The sequence below is a fragment of the Flavobacterium adhaerens genome, from assembly GCF_040045115.1.
Classification (GTDB): Bacteria; Bacteroidota; Bacteroidia; order Flavobacteriales; family Flavobacteriaceae; genus Flavobacterium; species Flavobacterium adhaerens.
This window is the reverse complement of record NZ_JBDLZX010000005.1, coordinates 200,445-219,706: the sequence shown is the minus strand read 5'-3', so window position 1 is coordinate 219,706 and position 19,262 is coordinate 200,445. Positions and strand designations below refer to the sequence as shown.

Sequence of the window (19,262 nt, the reverse complement as noted above, 5' to 3'; positions counted from 1 at the left end):
AAATTTACACAAAACTATCCTTACAAAATAAAAGAAGGTTAAATTTATATTTTACTAATTTGTTTTCTTTTTTAATTAATTAGACTACTGTATATTTATAAAAAATATAGAGGTGTCAAAATTACAGTTATACAGAATTCAATAATGGAAAAGTCAATAAACAAGCTGGGGTACAATGAACTTCTTAAAAAAATTAAGGAGCAAGAACAAGAAATAAAAAAACTACATAACGAAAAAAATGACATCGACAATTTAGCACTTTTCATCAAAGACTCCCCAGACTTGATTTGCATAGCCGACCTTGATTCGTATTTCAAAATTGTGAATGAGGGTTTCATTACTACACTAGGATACACACGTGAAGAGCTATTATCTAAACCTTTTTATAATTTTATTCACCCAGACGACCTCGAAAAAACCATACAAACATTTCATTCCCTAAAAGGAAAAACAGCTGTAATGGATTTTGAAAACAGATATATCAAAAAAAATGGCGAATCGGTTTATTTACAGTGGAAATCGAGCTTAAACACAAATAACAATTTAATTTATTCTATCGCTAGAGACATATCTGCTTTTAAAAAAACACAAGAAAAATTATTATCTAGCGAAAGATCACTCAACGAAGCCCAAAAAATTGCCAAAATAGGAAGTTGGGACTTTCATCTGATTACGCAAGAGTTAAATTGGTCGGACGAATTATACAAAATTTTTGAATTCGAAAAAATTCCAAACGATCCAGAATTGTATCCTAAATTTCTAGCGAGTTTTTTTCCAAGGGATCGGGAAATATTAACAAAAAATATAGAAAACACAATCGCTACCAGAGTCCCATACGAAATGGAACACAAAATTATAGTACCCAATAAATCCGTCAAATGGGTATTTTGCACCGGAATCTCTATAACCGATGAAAACGACAATGTTGTCGCCCTAAAAGGAGTTGTTCAAGATATTACCCAAAAAAAAGAAATCGAAAATACTATAAAGGCTAAAGAAAAAGCTGAAGCTTCTAACAAAGCAAAATCTGATTTCTTAGCTAATATGAGCCATGAGATCAGAACACCGCTTAACGGAATTGTAGGTTTTACTGATTTATTATTGAAAACCAAAATTGATAATGATCAGTTAGAATATCTAACAACTGTTAATGAATCTGCCAGTATATTGATGGAAATCATTAATAACATTCTCGATTTTTCTAAAATAGAATCTGGAAAATTCGAATTGAATAAAGACGAAATAGACCTTTATGAGTTATCAAATCAGATCATAAAACTATTCAAATATGAAGCCAATTACAAGAAAATAGATTTGCTTCTTCACATCAATCATAATGTCCCGCAATTTATCAATGGAGATTCATTCCGCTTAAAACAAATTCTTGTAAACTTATTAAGCAATGCAATGAAATTTACTTTTTCGGGACATATAAAACTGATTATCGACCAAATCGATACCGACGAAACGACTTCTAAAATAAAATTTTCGGTAATTGATACTGGAATCGGAATTAAAACCAAAAACCAAGAGAAAATTTTTCAATCGTTTATTCAAGCAGATAATACAACTACCCGAAAATATGGAGGAACTGGTCTAGGATTAGCAATTACCAGTCAGCTTTTGGCATTAAAAAATAGCGAACTCAAACTAAGCAGCAACTACGGAGAAGGAAGCGAATTTACTTTTGTAATTGCATTCGAAAAAGCAACACAAAAACAAAAAGAGAAACTCAATAAAACCGATGTTCATTTAGACAATAAACCTATTGAATCTAAAAAAATTAAAACCTTCAAAATATTAATTGCCGAAGACAATAAAATCAACATGCTTCTGGCTAAAACTTTAGTCAACAGAATCTTAAACAATTGTACTATAATTGAAGCAACAAACGGTTACGATGCAGTCGCTCTTTCGGAAATTGAAATACCCGATATTATTTTAATGGATATCCAAATGCCTGTTCTAAACGGCTATGATGCTACAACATCTATAAAAAAATCTACAATTACCAAACATATTCCTATAATTGCCTTGACAGCTGGAGTTTTGAATGGTGAAAAAGAAAAATGTTTAAGCCACGGAATGTCAGATTATTTATCTAAACCAATAATTCAAAAGGATTTAGAAGATATTTTCAAAAAATGGTTAAAAACTGAATAATACTGACTTCTCTAGTCAATAAAAAAATAGCAAAGCTTTCTAAGAAATAATTCCTTCACTACAACAATATTTATTAAAGATAAATTCCATATCTTTAAGTATAATTATAAGCCGCTTACAAGTATTTTTACTTACGCATTAATTTAGTTGCACAGAATTGTATTCTTCAAAAATCAATTGCAACTCATTGTTTTCTATACAAAACATAAAACGAGTAATACATCTATTATTTGATAATTACTTGAGCCCTAACAATAAACATCAACCTATGAAAGAAAAACTACCATCAGTTGAGGAGTTGTTACAAAAATTAAAAAAACAAGAAAACACGATTTCTGTACTCCAAAAAAAGATTGACTCTATTACTAATTATGAGTTTTTCACAAGAGAAACATCCGATTTTATTTGTGTTTCTGATTTAAATAAAAACTTAGTCGATTTTAATCTTGTTTTCATCAACAAATTAGGGTATTCTAAACGGGAACTTCTCAAGAATTCTTTTGAGCATTACATGCATCCCGAAGATATTCGCAAAACAGAAGAAGCAATATTGCAAATTTTAAATGACAAAACCACAGTTACTTTTGAAAACAGAATAATTACCAAAAAAGGAGAAAACATAACAGTACAGTGGACTTCAATCATTAATCCCGAAAAAAAATTAATCTATTCGATAGGAAGAGACATCACCGAAATCAAAAACTTTCAAGAACGATTAACCAAAAGCGAAAATTTGCTAAACGATGCTCAAAAATTAGCAAAAATTGGGAGTTGGGAATTTAATTTAATCAACAAAGATCTAATCTGGTCCAAAGAGCTTCATCGCATTTTTGAAATGGATAATGTACCAAAATCTCATTTGTTTGAAAACTATTTTAATCATGTTCCTGACGAAGACAAAGCAATTATCAATTCTAAAATAGATGATTGCATAAAAAACAAATTACCTTATGAAGTTACCCACAAAATAGTCCTTCCAGGCAATAGGATTAAATGGATTTTTGGAACTGGTATTCCTATTGTGAACGATAAAGACGAAGTTGTTGCCCTAAGAGGAACAACTCAAGATATCACTGAAAAAAAACTAATAGAGATCGATTTTTTAAACAAAGAAAAAGAAGTATTTGCCATTAAAGAAAAAAAACGAGAACAAGAAAGCAATGCTAAATTTAGAAACTATGTTCAAAACGCTCCAGATGGAGTTATCGTAATCAATAAGCAGGGAAATTTTATAGAAGTAAATCCAGCAGTAACCAAAATAACAGGTTATTCAAAAAAAACTTTGCTAAAAAAATCATTAAAGGAATTAACCCCAAAAAATCATCTTGACAAAGTTGACACCATTTTTAAAAAACTTTTCAATAAAAAAACATACAATAGCATTCTTCCTTTTAAACACAAAAACGGCAGTTTGCATCGCTGGTCTATAGATGCTGTAAAACTTTCAGAAATACAAATTTTATTATTTGTAAAAGACATAACCGAAAAAGAAAAGGCTCAAGCCAAACTCAAGGAAAGTGAACTTTTCCTAAAAGAAACTCAAATCATTGCACAATTGGGGACTTATAGTATTGATGTTAACACCAACAAATGGACACGTACCGACTTATTAAATAAAATATTAGGAATAGATGATGGTTATGATTTAACCTTAGAAACCTGGACCGAATTGATTCATCCAGATTGGAAAGAAAATCTAAAAAATTATTTTCTAAAAGAAATGATTGAAAACAAAAATTCATTTGACAAGGAATTCAAAATCATTAGAATAAATGACAAAGTAGAAAGATGGGTGCATGTAATGGGAAACTTAAAATGGGATGAAGAAAACAAACCAACAGTTATTGTTGGAACCATTCAGGACATAACCGAACATAAATCACTACAATTTGAATTGATAAATGCTAAAGAAATTGCTGAAAAAAATGAAAAAAATCTATACCTAAAATACATCGAATACGAAGAAATAAACGAGCAACTTTATCAAACCAATATAGAGTTAAAAAAAGCTACCATACAAGCCAAAGAAGCCAGTAAAGCCAAATCCGATTTTCTTTCTAATATGAGTCACGAAATTAGAACTCCACTAAACGGAATTATTGGTTTTACTGATTTGCTAATGAAAACCAACCTCGAAAAAAACCAATTAGAATACATGTCAACGGTTAATGCTTCTGCCAATTCTCTAATGGAAATAATTAATGACATTTTGGATTTTTCTAAAATTGAATCTGGTAAATTAGAATTATTGCTAGAAGATATTGATCTTTTTCGACTGTTACATCAAGTCATAGAATTGTTTAAGCATCAAGCAAACCTAAAAAACATTCGCCTAACACTTGTAATCAATGAAAATGTTCCGCAATACATTCAAGCCGATTCTGTTCGCTTAAAACAAATATTGGTTAACTTAATTAGTAATTCTCTAAAATTCACTTCATTTGGTCACATTCGACTAGATATTGAACAAATTAAATCAAGCAAAAAAAATTCGACCATAAAATTCTCTATAAAAGATACCGGAATTGGAATCAAACAATACAATCAAAAGAAAATATTCAATTCATTTGTTCAAGAAGACAGTGCTACTTCTAGAAAGTTTGGAGGAACAGGTTTAGGATTGGCAATCTCTAATTTACTGTTAGGATTAATGAAAAGCAACTTGCAACTCAAAAGCAAATATGGTGATGGGAGCAATTTTTACTTTTCAATAAAATTTAAAAAAGTAGCTCCAATATTGGATACATTTATAGAATCGACTCCTGTTCCTACCCCCATACAAATTGATAATCCAGCCAAAAGAACATCTTCTTACAAAATTTTGATTATAGAAGATAATAAAATAAATATGTTATTGGCTAAAACCTTGGTCAAGAAAATTATTCCAAATGTGGTGATATTAGAAGCCTGGGACGGACAGGAAGGTATCGAAAAATTTGAAACAAACAAACCTGATTTGATTTTAATGGATATTCAAATGCCCATAAAAAACGGATATGAAGCAACACGCGAAATCAGAACACTAAAAAATGGTGATCTTATTCCTATAATTGCATTAACCGCTGGAATTATGGTCGGCGAAAAAGACAAATGCTTAGAATACGGTATGAATGATTACGTTTCTAAACCAATCGTCGAAAATTGTCTGAGTTATATTATCGAAAAATGGCTTCCTCAAAAAGTTACAGCTGATAAATAAAGGATTCCAAAGGTTGTAGGCTAATTTTTGCTTTTCCTTCACCATTTTCGATTACCAATTCAACAGCATTTTTACCGTATAATTGATCCTTTATAGTATAACTACCCTCTTTCAAATTCCATTTGGAAATAATTTCATTAGGAATTTTTAATTCAAAACTATTTGAAATGGTAGCCGAAAAATTAGTAAGCACTATTAATTTTTGATTATCAGACCAACGTACAAAAGAATAAATATGATTCGGATTGTATCCAAGTCCTGCGTTACGATTTATCTCTTGAAGATCTTCAAATTGTCCCATTACAGCAGAACTTTTTAAAGAAAAATTCAATAATCTTTTATAAAAATCACGCAAATCTTTTTCACTTGATGTAAGTTGCCCTCCATCAAAAGCGCCATTATTCATCCATCTTTGATGGTTTGGAACCCCAACATAATCAAAGATTGAAGTTCTAGAATGAGAACCAAATCCGCCATTTTCATTTGCGGCCTCCCCTACTTCCTGACCAAAATATACCATTATAGGAGCTGCTGAAATCATGGTAGAAACCACCATCATTGGCTTTCCTTTTTCTGGAGAACCTGCAAATTCTGGGCTTGCCAAACGTTGTTCGTCATGATTATCCAAAAACTTAAGCATGTGAACATCTATATCAGCCAACCCTTTTTGTATATAAGACAATCCATCGGGAGGTGTTTTTCCTTGAATGATGTCTTTCAATTTATCATAAGTTTCCACTTTGTCGTACAAGTAATCCATTTTTCCCAAATGAATATAATTGCGGTATTCGTTTGGATTGTAAACTTCGGCTATTAAAAAAGCATCCGGATTAACATTTTTGATTGCCGAATTCATATAGCTCCAAAATTCATACGGAACCATTTCGGCCATATCGTATCGAAAACCATCAACCCCTTTTGCGGTCCAATACAATGCAATATCTCTAAATTTAATCCACGAACTCGGAACGCTTTTATCTTTCCAAAATTCAAAATGCTCTTTAGAAGATCGTTTATCATAACCTTCTGGCAGTTCTGGAAAATCTTTGGATCCATCTGGACGAACCCCATAATTTACCTTAACCGTTTCGTACCAATCGTTTTTATCTGGTTTTGCCAATCGAGAACCATTTCCTGTCCATTTAGCAGGATTTTCTTCAAACTTACCATCAATAAGTGGGTTACTTTCTCCATTCAAAGGCTTATCACCATCTGGTAATTGAAATGGAGTATTCGGGATATAATAAAAATTATTGTCTCGTTTGTATTCTACAGTAACATCGTCATCAGCACCAAAATCTCTAACCCCTTTAGGGTTATTTTTTCCTTCATATTTTCGAGCAATATGATTAGGAACAATATCAATAATAACTTTAAGATTAGCTTTATGAGTGCGCTTTATCAACGCTTCAAATTCTTCTAGACGCTTTTCAGGATTAACGGCCAAATCGGGATTTACATTATAATAATCTTTTACTGCATATGGAGATCCAGCTCTTCCTTTTACCACTTCGGGATCATCATTAGAAACTCCAATTGCGGTATAATCCCTTATTACAGCGTGATGCGGAACACCTGTGTACCAGATATGAGTAACTCCTAAATCTTTTATCTCTAACAAAGCTTTATCAGTAAAATCATCAAATTTACCTACGCCATTTTCTTCAATCGTCCCCCATGGCTTATTGGTGGTGTTGGTATTACCAAATAAACGAGTAAAAACCTGATAGACAACTGCTTTATTTTCGAGAAGATTTACGTTCTTTTCTGTACTCATATTAACATTTTTAATTTTACATCCTGTTGCAAGAAACACCATGCTCAAGCCACAAATTACAATATTTTTCGTGTTCATTATTTTTAAATTAAAAATATATAATTGATACTTTTTTTATCCATATCAGCCAATAAATTTAATCCTTTTTGTAAAAAAACAACTCTAAAAACCTGTAGTCGTCTATCATTTATCAAATTTAAAAACAACTACAACGTGATAGGTAAATTATTTGTTTATAACTATTTCATTTTCCCTAGAAAGAACCGTTTCATCCAGTTGCTAAACTTTTATAAATAAATCTTAATACACATAAGGTTTATTTCAATTTTCATAAATTTACAAAAAAATTAAAACCCTTGAAGAAATCTTTACATTTCCTTATCTATAGCCTAATTTTACTTAGTGCACACCTAATTTTGGCACAAGCTCCCAAAAAAATTATCGTAGAACAATCAGACTTTGCCGATGTTGATGAAGTAAAGTTCCCCGATGCTCTTTTGCTTACCGGAAATGTCAAAGTAAGTCATGACGGTGTAATTTTGACTTGCAATAAAGCTTATGTTTTTCAAAAAGAGAACTACTTAAAAGCATTTGGTAATGTACAATTGGTTCAAGGCGACACATTGTACTTAAATAGTAATTATGCAGAATACAGTGGCGAATTAAAAAAAGCTTTTGCAACTGGAAATGCCATAATGAGCTCTCCAGATACTACTCTATCAACGGACACTATCAATTTTGACAGAAATACACAAGAAGTTTTCTACAATACGCAAGGAACCATTATCAATAAAGACAATACGCTAAAAAGCAAATCAGGAAGATATTTTGTAAAACAGAAAAAATTTCAATTTTTAACCGCTGTCACCCTTACCAACAAAACCAACGAAATAAAGTCGAATCATCTAGATTATTACAGTAATTCAGGACATTCGTACCTGTTTGGTCCTTCAACAATTACCAGTAAAACCAATTATATTTATACTGAAAAAGGATTTTATGATACCAAAAAAAATCTCGCCCATTTTTTAGATAAATCCTACATAAAATACGACGATCGGATCATAAAAGGTGATAGCTTGTATTATGATCGAAATAAAGAATTTGCCTCGGCTACCCGAAATGTAAAAATAACCGACTCCATCAATAGAGGAATTGTCAAAGGACATTATGCCGAATTATACAAAAACAAAGACTCTATGTTTGTGACCAAAAGAGCATTGGCCGTAAATTTTGTTGATAACGATTCGTTATATATTCACGGAAAAAAACTCCTGGTAACTGGAAAAGAAAACAACAGAATAATTAGAGCATTTAATAATGTTCGGTTCTACAAAACAGACATGAGCGGAAAATGCGATTCGATACACTCTAGTTCCAAAATAGCATTGACCAAACTAATCGGAAATCCTATATTATGGAATGGAGAAAGTCAAATCACTGGCGATGTCATGCATCTTATTGGCGATAAAGTAACCCAAAAATTAGATTCTCTCAAAGTGCTAAACAATGCTTTTATTGCTTCAAAAGACACACTCGGAACCGGATACAACCAGACCAAGGGGCAAAATTTATACGGCAAACTCATAAACGGTAAACTTCATGATGTAGATATTATCAAAAATGCAGAGGTTATATACTACGAAAGGAACGATGCTCAGGAACTTATGATAAACAAAAACATCTGTAGTAAAATCAATATTATTTTCAACGAAAAAGATATAGACGCTATTACATTTTTTACCCAAGTAGATGGGGATATATACCCCGAGAATGAGTTCCCCGTAAACGCTAGTATCCTCAAAGGGTTTAAATGGCGGGGTGACGAAAGAGTAAAATCTAAAGACGATGTCTTTACCGAAGAAGAAAATACAGAGGAACTCAAAATTATCGAAGCCACTCAAAAAGACAAAAACAAGAAAAGTACCCCCATGAAGGTTCGCAAAGAAACTTTGAATTACGATAAGAAGAATAAAAAAAAATAAATTAGTCGTAGTTTTAAACTTTTAAATAAAAAAAAGTGAATCCAGATTTCATAAAATACCAAGCGCAAACATCTCCTTACCCACTGGGCATGGAAGTTTCTCATGCTATAGGATCTTATATATATGATACCCGTAACAACAAATATTTAGATTTTGTTGCTGGAGTTTCTGCTTGCACCCTCGGACACCAAAACAAAAGAGTAAACGATGCTATAAAAAAGCAATTAGACAAATATTCGCATGTTATGGTGTATGGTGAATACTCGCAAAGCCCAGCTGTTGAATATTGCAAATTGATGGCTTCACTCCTACCAGCTCCATTAAGCAAAACCTATTTGGTAAACTCTGGAACCGAAGCTATTGAAGGGGCACTCAAATTGGCCAAAAGAGTTACTGGCAGGAGTCAATTAATTTCTTGTCACAATGCTTATCATGGCAACACCATGGGTTCAATGAGTGTGATGGGGTTTGAAGAACGCAAACAAGCATTTCGACCATTGCTACCGGATATCGACTTTATCACTTTCAATAACGAAGAAGATTTACAAAAAATAACCTCAAAGACCGCTGGAATTTTATTAGAAACCATTCAAGGAGGAGCTGGGTTTATACAACCTGAAAATAATTTTCTACAAAAGGTAAAAGCACGATGCGAGGAAGTAGGTGCATTAATGATTTTGGATGAAATTCAGCCTGGATTTGGAAGAACTGGAGCGCTATTTGGATTTCAAAATTACAATGTTGTTCCCGATATTGTTGTAATGGGAAAAGGAATGGGGAGTGGAATGCCAGTAGGAGCATTTACAGCATCCTCAGAAATGATGGATTTACTAACTGTCAACCCAAAACTCGGTCATATCACCACATTTGGAGGTCACCCTGTCATTGCGTCAGCCTGTCTGGCTACTTTGAAAGAATTAACTGAAACTACTTTAATTACAGACACATTAGCCAAAGAAAAACTATTCAGATCACTTTTGGTACATCCTTTGATAAAAGAAATCAGAGGAAGAGGACTAATGCTAGCAGCTATGACTGCCAGTGCTGATATTACTAATGAAGTGATTTTAAAATGTCAAGACCGAGGTTTAATCCTGTTTTGGTTACTTTTTGAAGGTTGTGCCATTCGAATAACGCCACCATTAACCATTTCCGAAGAAGAAATTCGAGAAGGCTGTGCTATAATTCTCGAAGTAATGAATGAAATAATGAATTAATTTTTTGAACTTGTAATTAACCTCTAGCATTATTAATGTTTTTTGCAACTTGTTAATTAAATTGTTCACAACAAATAGAATTCTTCCTCATTTCAACAATACGTTTTTCCTAATTTTAAGATTAGGATAATTTAAAAACAGATAGTATGCAGTTAAGCAACGAAGAAGAAGAGTATAACTTATCCCTATCAAAATTTGAGTCTATGTTGAAAACCAACAAAGTGCTCTTTTTTGACTCCGAAGAATTTGAAGAAATTATTCTTCATTACCTCGATATGGGCAAGTCCGCATTGGCCAAAAAAGCTCTAAAATTAGCATTAGAACAACACCCGCGCTCCAGCGGTCTTAAGCTAGTTCAAGTAGAAATGCTAATTTACGAAGACAAACTCGAAATAGCCGAAAAGTTATTGAATGAGTTGTTTGCAATAGAGCCAACAAACGAAGAAATCTACATCCAAAAAGCAAATATTTGTTCTAAAAGGGATCAGCATGAAAAAGCAGTTGAAATGCTCAAAATAGCATTACAATACACTGATGATTATGCCGATGTTTATAACTTGATTGGAATGGAATATCTTTTTATGGACAATTTTGAAATGGCCAAAGAAAACTTCATTAAATGTCTAGAAGAAGATCTTGAAGATCAATCGGCTCTATACAATGTTGTATATTGTTATGAGTTTTTAGATCAAAATCAAGAAGCGATAACCTACTTAAACAAATACATCAACAAAAACCCTTATAGCGAAATTGCATGGCATCAGCTTGGGCGTTTGTTTTATGGATTAAAAGAATATGAAAGTGCTATTCATGCATTTGAATATGCTACTCTTATAGACGAAGAATTCTTAGGAGCGTTTATGGAAAAAGCAAAAGCTTTGGAACGCCTAAAAAAATACGATTTAGCAATAGAAAACTACAACAGAACATTAGAGCTAGACGATGCTACATCGTATGCTTTATTGCGAATTGGAAAATGCTATGAAAAATTGGGAAACAAAGTTTTGGCACTTAAATTTTTCAACAAAACCGTACACGAAGATCCTTTGCTAGATAAAGGTTGGATTGCAATAACTGATTTTTATGTTCGTCAAAAAAACTACCAAAAAGCACTGTTTTATGTCAACAAAGCATTAGCAATTGACAATCAAAACAAACTATACTGGAAACGTTTTGCCGCCATCAACAAGCAAATGAATTTGTTTGAAGAAGCAGAATTTGGATACAGAAAAGCCGTAGAATTTGGAGATTACCAACTCGACACTTGGCTGTTTTGGGTTGACATCCTTCAATTTTTAGGCGAATTTGACAGCGCCATCCAAACATTATTACAGGCTTCAGAATATTTCCCTGAAGAAAACGAAGTTGAATACCGATTGGCTGGTTTGTATTTCATGCTTTCAGACAACATCAAAGCAAAATTTCACTTGAGCAATGCTTTACGTTTGAAACCAGAAAACTACATTCTTCTAGAAGATTTATTCCCTGTAGTTTGGGCAAAAAAAATGGTACGTAATTATATTGATAAACACAACAAACAATAATGATTGAAGTTTTAAAGAAACGTTTTGGCTTATTGGGCCGTAATATTAGTTACTCTTTCTCCAGAGGATATTTTACAGAAAAATTTAGCAAAGAGCTTTTTAGCGGTTTTACCTATGAAAATTTTGATATCCCAGATATTAATTATTTTACAGAATTGCGAAAAAACAATACCGATCTCAACGGACTAAATGTTACAATTCCCTATAAAGAAACCATTATACCTTTCTTAGATAAACTATCAAAAAATGCGGCTCAAATTGGCGCCGTAAACACTATAAAATTCACCAAAAAAGGAAAACTAAAAGGCTACAATACTGATTATTACGGGTTTCAAAAATCTTTAGAACCTTTATTAGAACCTCATCACAAAAAAGCACTTATTCTAGGCACTGGCGGCGCATCAAAAGGAGTTGCTTTTGCCTTAGACAAGTTAGGTATCACTTACACATTTGTATCCCGTCAGGCGAAAGAAAACTGCATTGATTATTCACTAGTTAATGCCACTACTTTTGACAATTATCAAATTATAATCAACTGTTCGCCTGTAGGAACCAGCCCAAACATTGAGGCTTTCCCGCTTATTCCCTACGAATATTTTACAGAAAAACACATTGCTTACGACTTAATTTACAACCCTGCCGAAACAACATTTTTAGTCAAAGCCAAAGCCAAAGGAGCTATTACAAAAAATGGTTTAGACATGCTTATTCTACAAGCTGAAAAAGCTTGGAAAATCTGGAACAAATAAAAAATACAAGTTAGTTGAAAGCATAGAAAATTGTGCACAAATCAATAAGCCGCAATACGAAACGGAAGAAAGATTTTTTCTCAAATCAAAATTCTGAAATACGAAAAAATTTCTACAAGAAACTTTTGTATATTGGAATTTGCATTATCCCAATACTAATTTTTGGTGATAATAACGACGAATTTAGACTTGTTCCTTTGCCCTTTTTCTTTTTTGGGATGTATCAGCTATTGCAAATTATTGCACTTTCTCAGTTAATCGTTGACGATTTTTTTCCTCCCAAAATAAATTATGAATCGAAAACCAAATCATTCGACAAATTCGTATATTATTCTTCTAATACATTATTTTTCATCGGCTTATTAAGTCAACTATTTACCATACGAAATATTGACAATACCATAAATGGCATCCAACTTTTTTGGACAGGAGGAAGCATCGGAATAATTATAGCAATTATTCTAACCGCAATTCTTAAAACAAAATCCCCAAGTGTTTACTATGAAAGCTAAAGAAGATTTACAGTTCATTTAGGATTATTCATTGGATTATTCTTGTTGACTTCAGCTTTGATCAGTTTTATAAACAACACCTTTTCAGACGGAGTAAAAACCTATAAAAATTACAAAATAGAACGTAAAGGAAAAAGTAGTGGCAAAACCACTGAATATTATATTTACTTATCAATTAACAATAACAATGAACGATTTTCTGTCGGAAAAACAAGATTTAATCTTTTCGAAGAAGGAGAAGAAATTCAAATTTGCACCATCAAAGGTAAGTTTGGTTATGAATATATAACAGAATTCAACAAACTAAATTAGAACATCATTTTAACTGAAATTCTATTTTCTTAAAACTCAAATCCATCTCTTTAAACGTTTCAGGAACATTGTCATTCCAGTCTTTTATATTTCCTCTTAGCACAGAACCCTTTTTGGTTTCTGCAACAACCAGTAGCCTATTAATAATCAAATCGCTAAAATCATTTAAAGATTTAGGTGTCTTCTTATAGTCTATTTCCTGATAGAAAGACAATTTGTTTGCTGGCACAATAACACGAATCCACTGATCTTTTAAAACCTCTTGATCCAATTGAAAAATGATACTTGCATTATAATTTGTCTTATCACTTAATGTAATTCCAATATTAACTTTAGCATCATCTAAATTATCCACAACAGATTCAGGCACATAATTACTATAGATTGTCTTGATAGTTTCAATTGTGGGAATTTTGGTTTTAGAGCTATTAATTTTCAAATCAAAAACAATATTTTGCACATCAGCAAAACGAAAACCTTTAGCTAGTACAGTACACTCAAAGCCATTAGAATGCTGATGATTCCAATCGGCTATCTTTTTTAAAAGAACAATATCAATAGTGCTTATAGTATTACAACTCTTATTTTTGTTGGCGGTGGTGTTAAAATCATAATAACTTCCAGCTAATTTTAAATTTCCCCATTCAGTTGCGGAACCGTTAGTTGCATGATTCCAACCACTAAAATTGAGCACTGCAAGATCTTGATTTTGATTAGTACCATCAAAAAGAATAAAAACCTTTCCCTTATCCGAAATTGCATTTTGTCCACAATTAATAATTCGAGCAACTGAATAGTCTGAATACTGAACAAAATTCTGAACACTTTCATTTGCTGTATGAGGTTTTGACAAAGTTGAATTCGATTTGTACGACAATCCTTTTTTATCGCCACAAGAAACCAAGGAAAAAGTTAGAATTAAACACAAAACAATTGCAATTAAAGATTTCATTTTCATTCAAAAGTTGTTTTTAGATTTTTTTATATAAAATAGTATTAATGAGTATTTTAAGCTAAAATACAATAATGCTAATAATTTGCAATGCCCTGAAAACTTCCTCAAAATTTCATTTGGCTACAAACTTCTGCTTATTGAAATTCACCAAAAAGAAGACAGATAAATATAATTATTCAAAACAATTCAACAAAAGAAAGAAATAACTTAATAATTTAACTATATCCAAAAGTTTTATTTTGTATTTTGACTGACCTTTAGTATCTTTCGCTTTCAAAAAATAAAAACCTTAAACATTCACAAAATGTTAGAAGAAAAGAATGATAACCTGGCTGTTAACAATAATGGGTCAGACGGAAAACCAGTAAATGAATTGCAAGAAACAATTCAATCTGAAACAGTTATTATAGTCGAAGAAGATTCAGCAATTCAAGAGTCAACTAATTCAGTGACGGATGAAAAGCAAACTGTAATTGAAGCCATTGCCGAAACTAATGCCGAAGAGAGTGAAGACGAGACCCTAAAAGAGCGTCATGATATTCCGATGCTTGATTATGAAGCATTGCCAATGGATACTCTTGTAAACGAATTGAAAAATTTGGTTACAAATGAGAAAGTAATGTCAATCAAAGAGCATGTTGAAGAAATTAAAAAAGCATTCTTATCCAAATACAACCATCTAATTGAAGAAAAGAGGGAAGAATTTTATCAAGAAAACCAAGACCCTAACGAAGAATTTCAATATCATTTGCCTTTAAAATTGAAATTTGATCAATATTACAATCAATTCAAAGAAAACAAAAATGCTCATTTCAAGAGTTTGCAATCCAAATTAAAAACTAATTTAGAAGTTCGATTAGCAATTGTTGAAGAGTTAAAAGAATTAATCAATCCACAGGCCAATATCAAAGACACCTTAAATCATTTTAATGAATTAAGAGAAAGATGGAAAAATGCAGGAGCTATCCCAAAAGATAAATACAATCATGTCTGGAATAACTATCATTTTCATGTTGAAAATTTTTACGATTATTTGCACTTGGATAGAGAAGCAAGAGATATTGACTTTAAATACAATTTAGAACAAAAGCAAAAAATCATAACACGTGTCGAAGAGTTACTAAAAGAAGCCGATATAAACAAAGCTTTTAGAGAACTACAAGATTTACACCGTATTTGGAAAGAAGATATAGGGCCCGTTTCTAGAGAATATCGTGATGAAATTTGGAATCAATTCAGTGAATTGACCAAAAAAATGCATGATAAACGAGAGATTTTATTTGAAAATCTTAGAGGAACAGAACTTGAAAACCTTGAGAAGAAAAAAAATATAATTGCTCAAATTGAAGGTTTAGCTACTGAAAAAGTAAACGCTCACTCCCAATGGTTAACCCAAATTGAAAAAGTTGAAGCGTTGCGTACAGCATTTTTCGCAGCAGGAAAAGTGCCTACCGATGTAAATGAAGCAACATGGGCAGCCTTTAAAACAGCTGTACGAAACTTTAATAGTTTTAAAAATTCATTTTACAAAGACATCAAAAAAGATCAAAACGATAATCTTAATAAAAAAATAGCTTTGGTTAAAAAAGCTAAAGAATTACAAGAGAGTGTTGATTTTGAAAATACTACACCTATTATGAAACAAATCCAGGAAGACTGGAAAAAAATAGGTCATGTTCCAAGAAAATATTCCGACAAAATCTGGAACGAATTTAGAGAAGCTTGTAATCATTATTTTGACAAGTTAAAAGAACACAAAAACACTGAAAACGCTGAAGAAGTTGAATCTTTTAACAAAAAGAAAGCTTATCTAGAAACGCTTAGAGAATTCCAATTAACAGGTGAACATAAAACCGATTTAGATGCTATAAAAGCACACATCGAAACTTGGAAAAGTTTTGGGAAAGTGCCATTTCCAAGAAGACATATCGAAGGAAAATTTAACAAAATCCTTGATGCCTTATTCGAAAAACTAAGTCTTAGTAAAAAAGATACTGAGATGATGCGTTTCTCGAACAGAATGGAAAACTTATCTGAAAGCAACGATACTCGAAAAATTGACAACGAGAAAATCTTCATTATGAGAAAAATTGAAGAAGTTCAAAACGAAATTTTTCAATTGGAAAACAACATTCAGTTTTTTGCTAACACCAAAAATTCTAAAAAAGAAAATTCTATCGTATTAGAAGTTCGCAAAAACATCGCTATCCATAAAGAAAGTTTAGATGTCTGGAAAGAAAAATTGAAACAATTAAGAAACTTAAACCAACCAGAATAACTTTATTTTTTTTTCCAAAAAACAACTAAGCCTTAAACCAAACTGTTTAAGGCTTTTTTTATCCAATCAACAATACAAAACCCTTTTTTAACTTTCATTTACCAAAAATAATTGAGCCAATAGAAAACCTATTTTTACATTTGTCAAATGAACAACTTTTGGAAATATATCGTATTTATTGGACTCCTGTTCCAATTGAATTTTGCCTATTGTGCAAACCGTAGTACGACTCTTATTTTTACAAAAGAAAACAGCTCTAAGTTTGCCAAAAAGCACATAAGTCTTTACTCGTTTGTTCTACCTAACGTAGAAAGAGGAACTCCAGTCATTAAACACAACAACCGTATTCTTGTTGGCTTACAGTTGAATTCCATTTATTTCCAATCACTGTTTATTCTCAATAACAATGCTCTTGAAACTACCTTAACAAACGAAGATATTAACAAAAGCTATAAAGTTTCTGTCTTGCTTTTTCCTTTTCACTACCATTGGTGATTTATCATTATGATTCCGTTTTATAAAAGTTATACCAACTTTTAAAATCCTTTTTAATTCAGCCTGAGTTAAGAAACAAATCATTATATACAATCACAAAAAACAAAACATGGACAATTCTGTAACAATGATAGGACTTGCAATTACAGTTCTAATGGGTATTCCTTTAATAATAGCTTTCCGTTCCAACGTATCAAGCAGAAAAAAAATTAACGAAATAAAGAAAACCTACAGTAAAAATAATCACTATAATTTTGACTTAACAGAGGAACAAAACAAGAAAATTATTTCTTTAGATTCTAAAAAGAGAGGTCTATTGTTTATCGATTTTAGCTATAAAAAAGAAACCATCTACTTTGTAGATTTAAATCATATTCTTTTATGTAACAAGGTTCTTACCAATGACTCAAAATCAAAAGAAATTTCAAAAATTGAAATAGAATTGGTTCACAGAGACAGTATGAAAAAAGAAATGATTCCGATTTATGATGTCGAAAATCATTATCTCGATTTTAACTGCTTATATGAAGATCATAAATTTGCAGAAAAATGGGTAAAAGCAATTGATGATTGTCTTGCATAAGAATATCTAAGAGGTTCGGAATGAACCTCTTTTTTGTAAATAATGTTTGGTAAATATGATAATTATCATTTGAAATATTAAAAAGCAACTCTAATTTTGATATGTTTCTAAATTTCGAAAAATGAAAACTTCACTTATCCAAAAATATAATGTTCCCGGACCCCGATATACCAGCTACCCTACCGTACCATATTGGAATGAGTCTGGGTTTACTAATCAAATTTGGATTGAAACTTTAAAGAAATCTTTTCAAGAAAGTAATACTCAAGAAGGCATTAGCTTGTATATACACTTACCCTTTTGCGAGAGCTTGTGTACATTTTGCGGATGCAACAAACGTATTACCAAAAATCATGAAGTTGAAAATCCATATATTGAAGCTGTCTTAAAAGAATGGACCCTTTATCGCGAAATTTTAGGCAAAAAGCCAAAAATCAAAGAAATACATTTAGGCGGGGGGACTCCTACTTTTTTTTCGATACAAAATCTTGAGAGATTAATTCAAGGCATACTAACTATTGCTGAAAAAGCCGATAATTATGAGTTTAGTTTTGAAGGACATCCAAATAATACTACCTATGCTCATTTGCAAAAATTGTATGATTTAGGTTTTAGAAGAGTAAGTTTTGGAGTTCAGGATTACTCCGAAAAAGTTCAAAAAGCCATTCACAGAATTCAACCTTTTCATAATGTAGCCAAAACGACATTTTGGGCAAGAGAAATAGGTTACACCTCAATTGGTCATGACATAATATTCGGATTACCTTTTCAACAAATCGAAGATGTTGTTGATACTATCGAAAAAACAAACTCGTTAAAACCTGATCGATTGGCATTTTACAGTTATGCCCATGTACCCTGGATAAAAGGAAATGGTCAACGGGGGTTTCGTGATGAAGACATCCCAAAAGATGATGCAAAAAGAAAACTATATGAAAAAGGCAAACAATTGCTCTTTGAAAATGATTATTATGAAATTGGAATGGATCATTTTGCATTAAAGTCAGACAGCCTTTACGATTCATTTGAAAATAAAAAAATGCACCGGAATTTCATGGGCTACAGTTCATCTAAAACACAATTGATGATTGGTTTAGGAGTATCGGCCATAAGTGATAGCTGGTATAGCTTTGCCCAAAATGTAAAAAGTCTAGAAGAATACTATCAATTATTAAAACTGAACAAACTTCCCATTTACAGAGGACATCATTTGAATAATGAAGATCTTATAATTAGAAAACATATTCTAAATTTGATGTGTCACTTTGAAACCAGCTGGAAAAACTCTGAGGATTATCTTCCTGAAATTCCAGAAATTATTGAACAACTTAACGAAATGGTAAAAGATGAACTCGTAATAATTCAAGAAGACAAAATGCTGGTAACAGAAAAAGGTAAGCCTTACGTTCGAAACATTTGCATGGCATTTGATTTGAGATTGAAAAGAAAAACACCTGAAACAACCTTGTTTTCTATGACTATTTGATAATAAA

The 19,262-nt window shown here is 31.8% G+C and carries 13 protein-coding genes; 11 read left to right on the top strand and 2 right to left on the bottom strand.

Annotated features, from left to right (window positions below; all coding sequences use genetic code 11):
* The first annotated feature begins 144 nt into the window (after nucleotides 1-144).
* Both ABEB18_RS08950 and ABEB18_RS08945 read left to right on the top strand, forming a co-directional pair.
* Nucleotides 145-2,163 (top strand): PAS domain-containing protein, encoded by a 2,019-nt coding sequence (locus ABEB18_RS08950; protein WP_348798941.1) that lies wholly within the window; start codon nucleotides 145-147, stop codon nucleotides 2,161-2,163.
* A gap of 268 nt (nucleotides 2,164-2,431) precedes the next feature.
* A complete protein-coding gene (locus tag ABEB18_RS08945) occupies nucleotides 2,432-5,362 on the top strand; it encodes a PAS domain-containing hybrid sensor histidine kinase/response regulator (protein WP_348798940.1) in 2,931 nt (976 codons plus the stop codon).
* Here the strand turns inward: ABEB18_RS08945 and ABEB18_RS08940 are convergent.
* On the bottom strand, nucleotides 5,346-7,139 hold the full coding sequence (locus ABEB18_RS08940; RefSeq protein WP_438861441.1) for an alpha-amylase family protein: 1,794 nt from the start codon (nucleotides 7,137-7,139) through the stop codon (nucleotides 5,346-5,348). The genes ABEB18_RS08945 and ABEB18_RS08940 overlap by 17 nt on opposite strands.
* Before the next feature lie 356 nt (nucleotides 7,140-7,495).
* On the opposite strand from ABEB18_RS08940, the gene ABEB18_RS08935 reads away from it, so the two are divergent.
* The 6 genes from ABEB18_RS08935 (at nucleotide 7,496) to ABEB18_RS08910 (ending at nucleotide 13,458) form a co-directional block, all read left to right on the top strand.
* Nucleotides 7,496-9,124, top strand: coding sequence for an OstA-like protein (locus ABEB18_RS08935; RefSeq protein ID WP_348798938.1), 1,629 nt, complete (start codon nucleotides 7,496-7,498; stop codon nucleotides 9,122-9,124).
* Between the two features lie 35 nt (nucleotides 9,125-9,159).
* A complete protein-coding gene (locus ABEB18_RS08930) occupies nucleotides 9,160-10,341 on the top strand; it encodes an aspartate aminotransferase family protein (protein WP_348798936.1) in 1,182 nt (393 codons plus the stop codon).
* 146 nt (nucleotides 10,342-10,487) lie between these two features.
* Nucleotides 10,488-11,885 carry a tetratricopeptide repeat protein gene (locus ABEB18_RS08925; RefSeq protein WP_348798935.1) on the top strand — a complete coding sequence of 466 codons (1,398 nt, stop codon included), beginning with the start codon at nucleotides 10,488-10,490 and terminating at the stop codon, nucleotides 11,883-11,885.
* A complete protein-coding gene (locus ABEB18_RS08920; protein WP_348798934.1) occupies nucleotides 11,885-12,634 on the top strand; it encodes a shikimate dehydrogenase family protein in 750 nt (249 codons plus the stop codon). The genes ABEB18_RS08925 and ABEB18_RS08920 overlap by 1 nt, the downstream gene beginning before the upstream one ends.
* Nucleotides 12,635-12,759: 125 nt before the next feature.
* Entirely contained in the window at nucleotides 12,760-13,146 is a 387-nt protein-coding gene (locus ABEB18_RS08915; RefSeq protein ID WP_348798932.1) for a hypothetical protein, read from the top strand.
* Nucleotides 13,147-13,191: 45 nt separating this feature from the next.
* On the top strand, nucleotides 13,192-13,458 hold the full coding sequence (locus ABEB18_RS08910) for a hypothetical protein (protein ID WP_348798931.1): 267 nt from the start codon (nucleotides 13,192-13,194) through the stop codon (nucleotides 13,456-13,458).
* A gap of 4 nt (nucleotides 13,459-13,462) precedes the next feature.
* Here ABEB18_RS08910 and ABEB18_RS08905 read toward each other — a convergent pair whose 3' ends face one another.
* Entirely contained in the window at nucleotides 13,463-14,416 is a 954-nt protein-coding gene (locus ABEB18_RS08905; protein ID WP_348798930.1) for a hypothetical protein, read from the bottom strand.
* Between the two features lie 301 nt (nucleotides 14,417-14,717).
* Between ABEB18_RS08905 and ABEB18_RS08900 the strand changes: the two genes are divergently transcribed.
* The 3 genes from ABEB18_RS08900 to hemN all read left to right on the top strand — a co-directional run bounded on the left by ABEB18_RS08900 (nucleotide 14,718) and on the right by hemN (nucleotide 19,255).
* Nucleotides 14,718-16,691 carry a DUF349 domain-containing protein gene (locus ABEB18_RS08900; protein ID WP_348798928.1) on the top strand — a complete coding sequence of 658 codons (1,974 nt, stop codon included), beginning with the start codon at nucleotides 14,718-14,720 and terminating at the stop codon, nucleotides 16,689-16,691.
* Between the two features lie 604 nt (nucleotides 16,692-17,295).
* On the top strand, nucleotides 17,296-17,769 hold the full coding sequence (locus ABEB18_RS08895) for a hypothetical protein (protein ID WP_348798927.1): 474 nt from the start codon (nucleotides 17,296-17,298) through the stop codon (nucleotides 17,767-17,769).
* 121 nt (nucleotides 17,770-17,890) lie between these two features.
* Nucleotides 17,891-19,255 (top strand): oxygen-independent coproporphyrinogen III oxidase, encoded by a 1,365-nt coding sequence (hemN, locus tag ABEB18_RS08890; protein WP_348798926.1) that lies wholly within the window; start codon nucleotides 17,891-17,893, stop codon nucleotides 19,253-19,255.
* Nucleotides 19,256-19,262 lie beyond the last annotated feature (7 nt).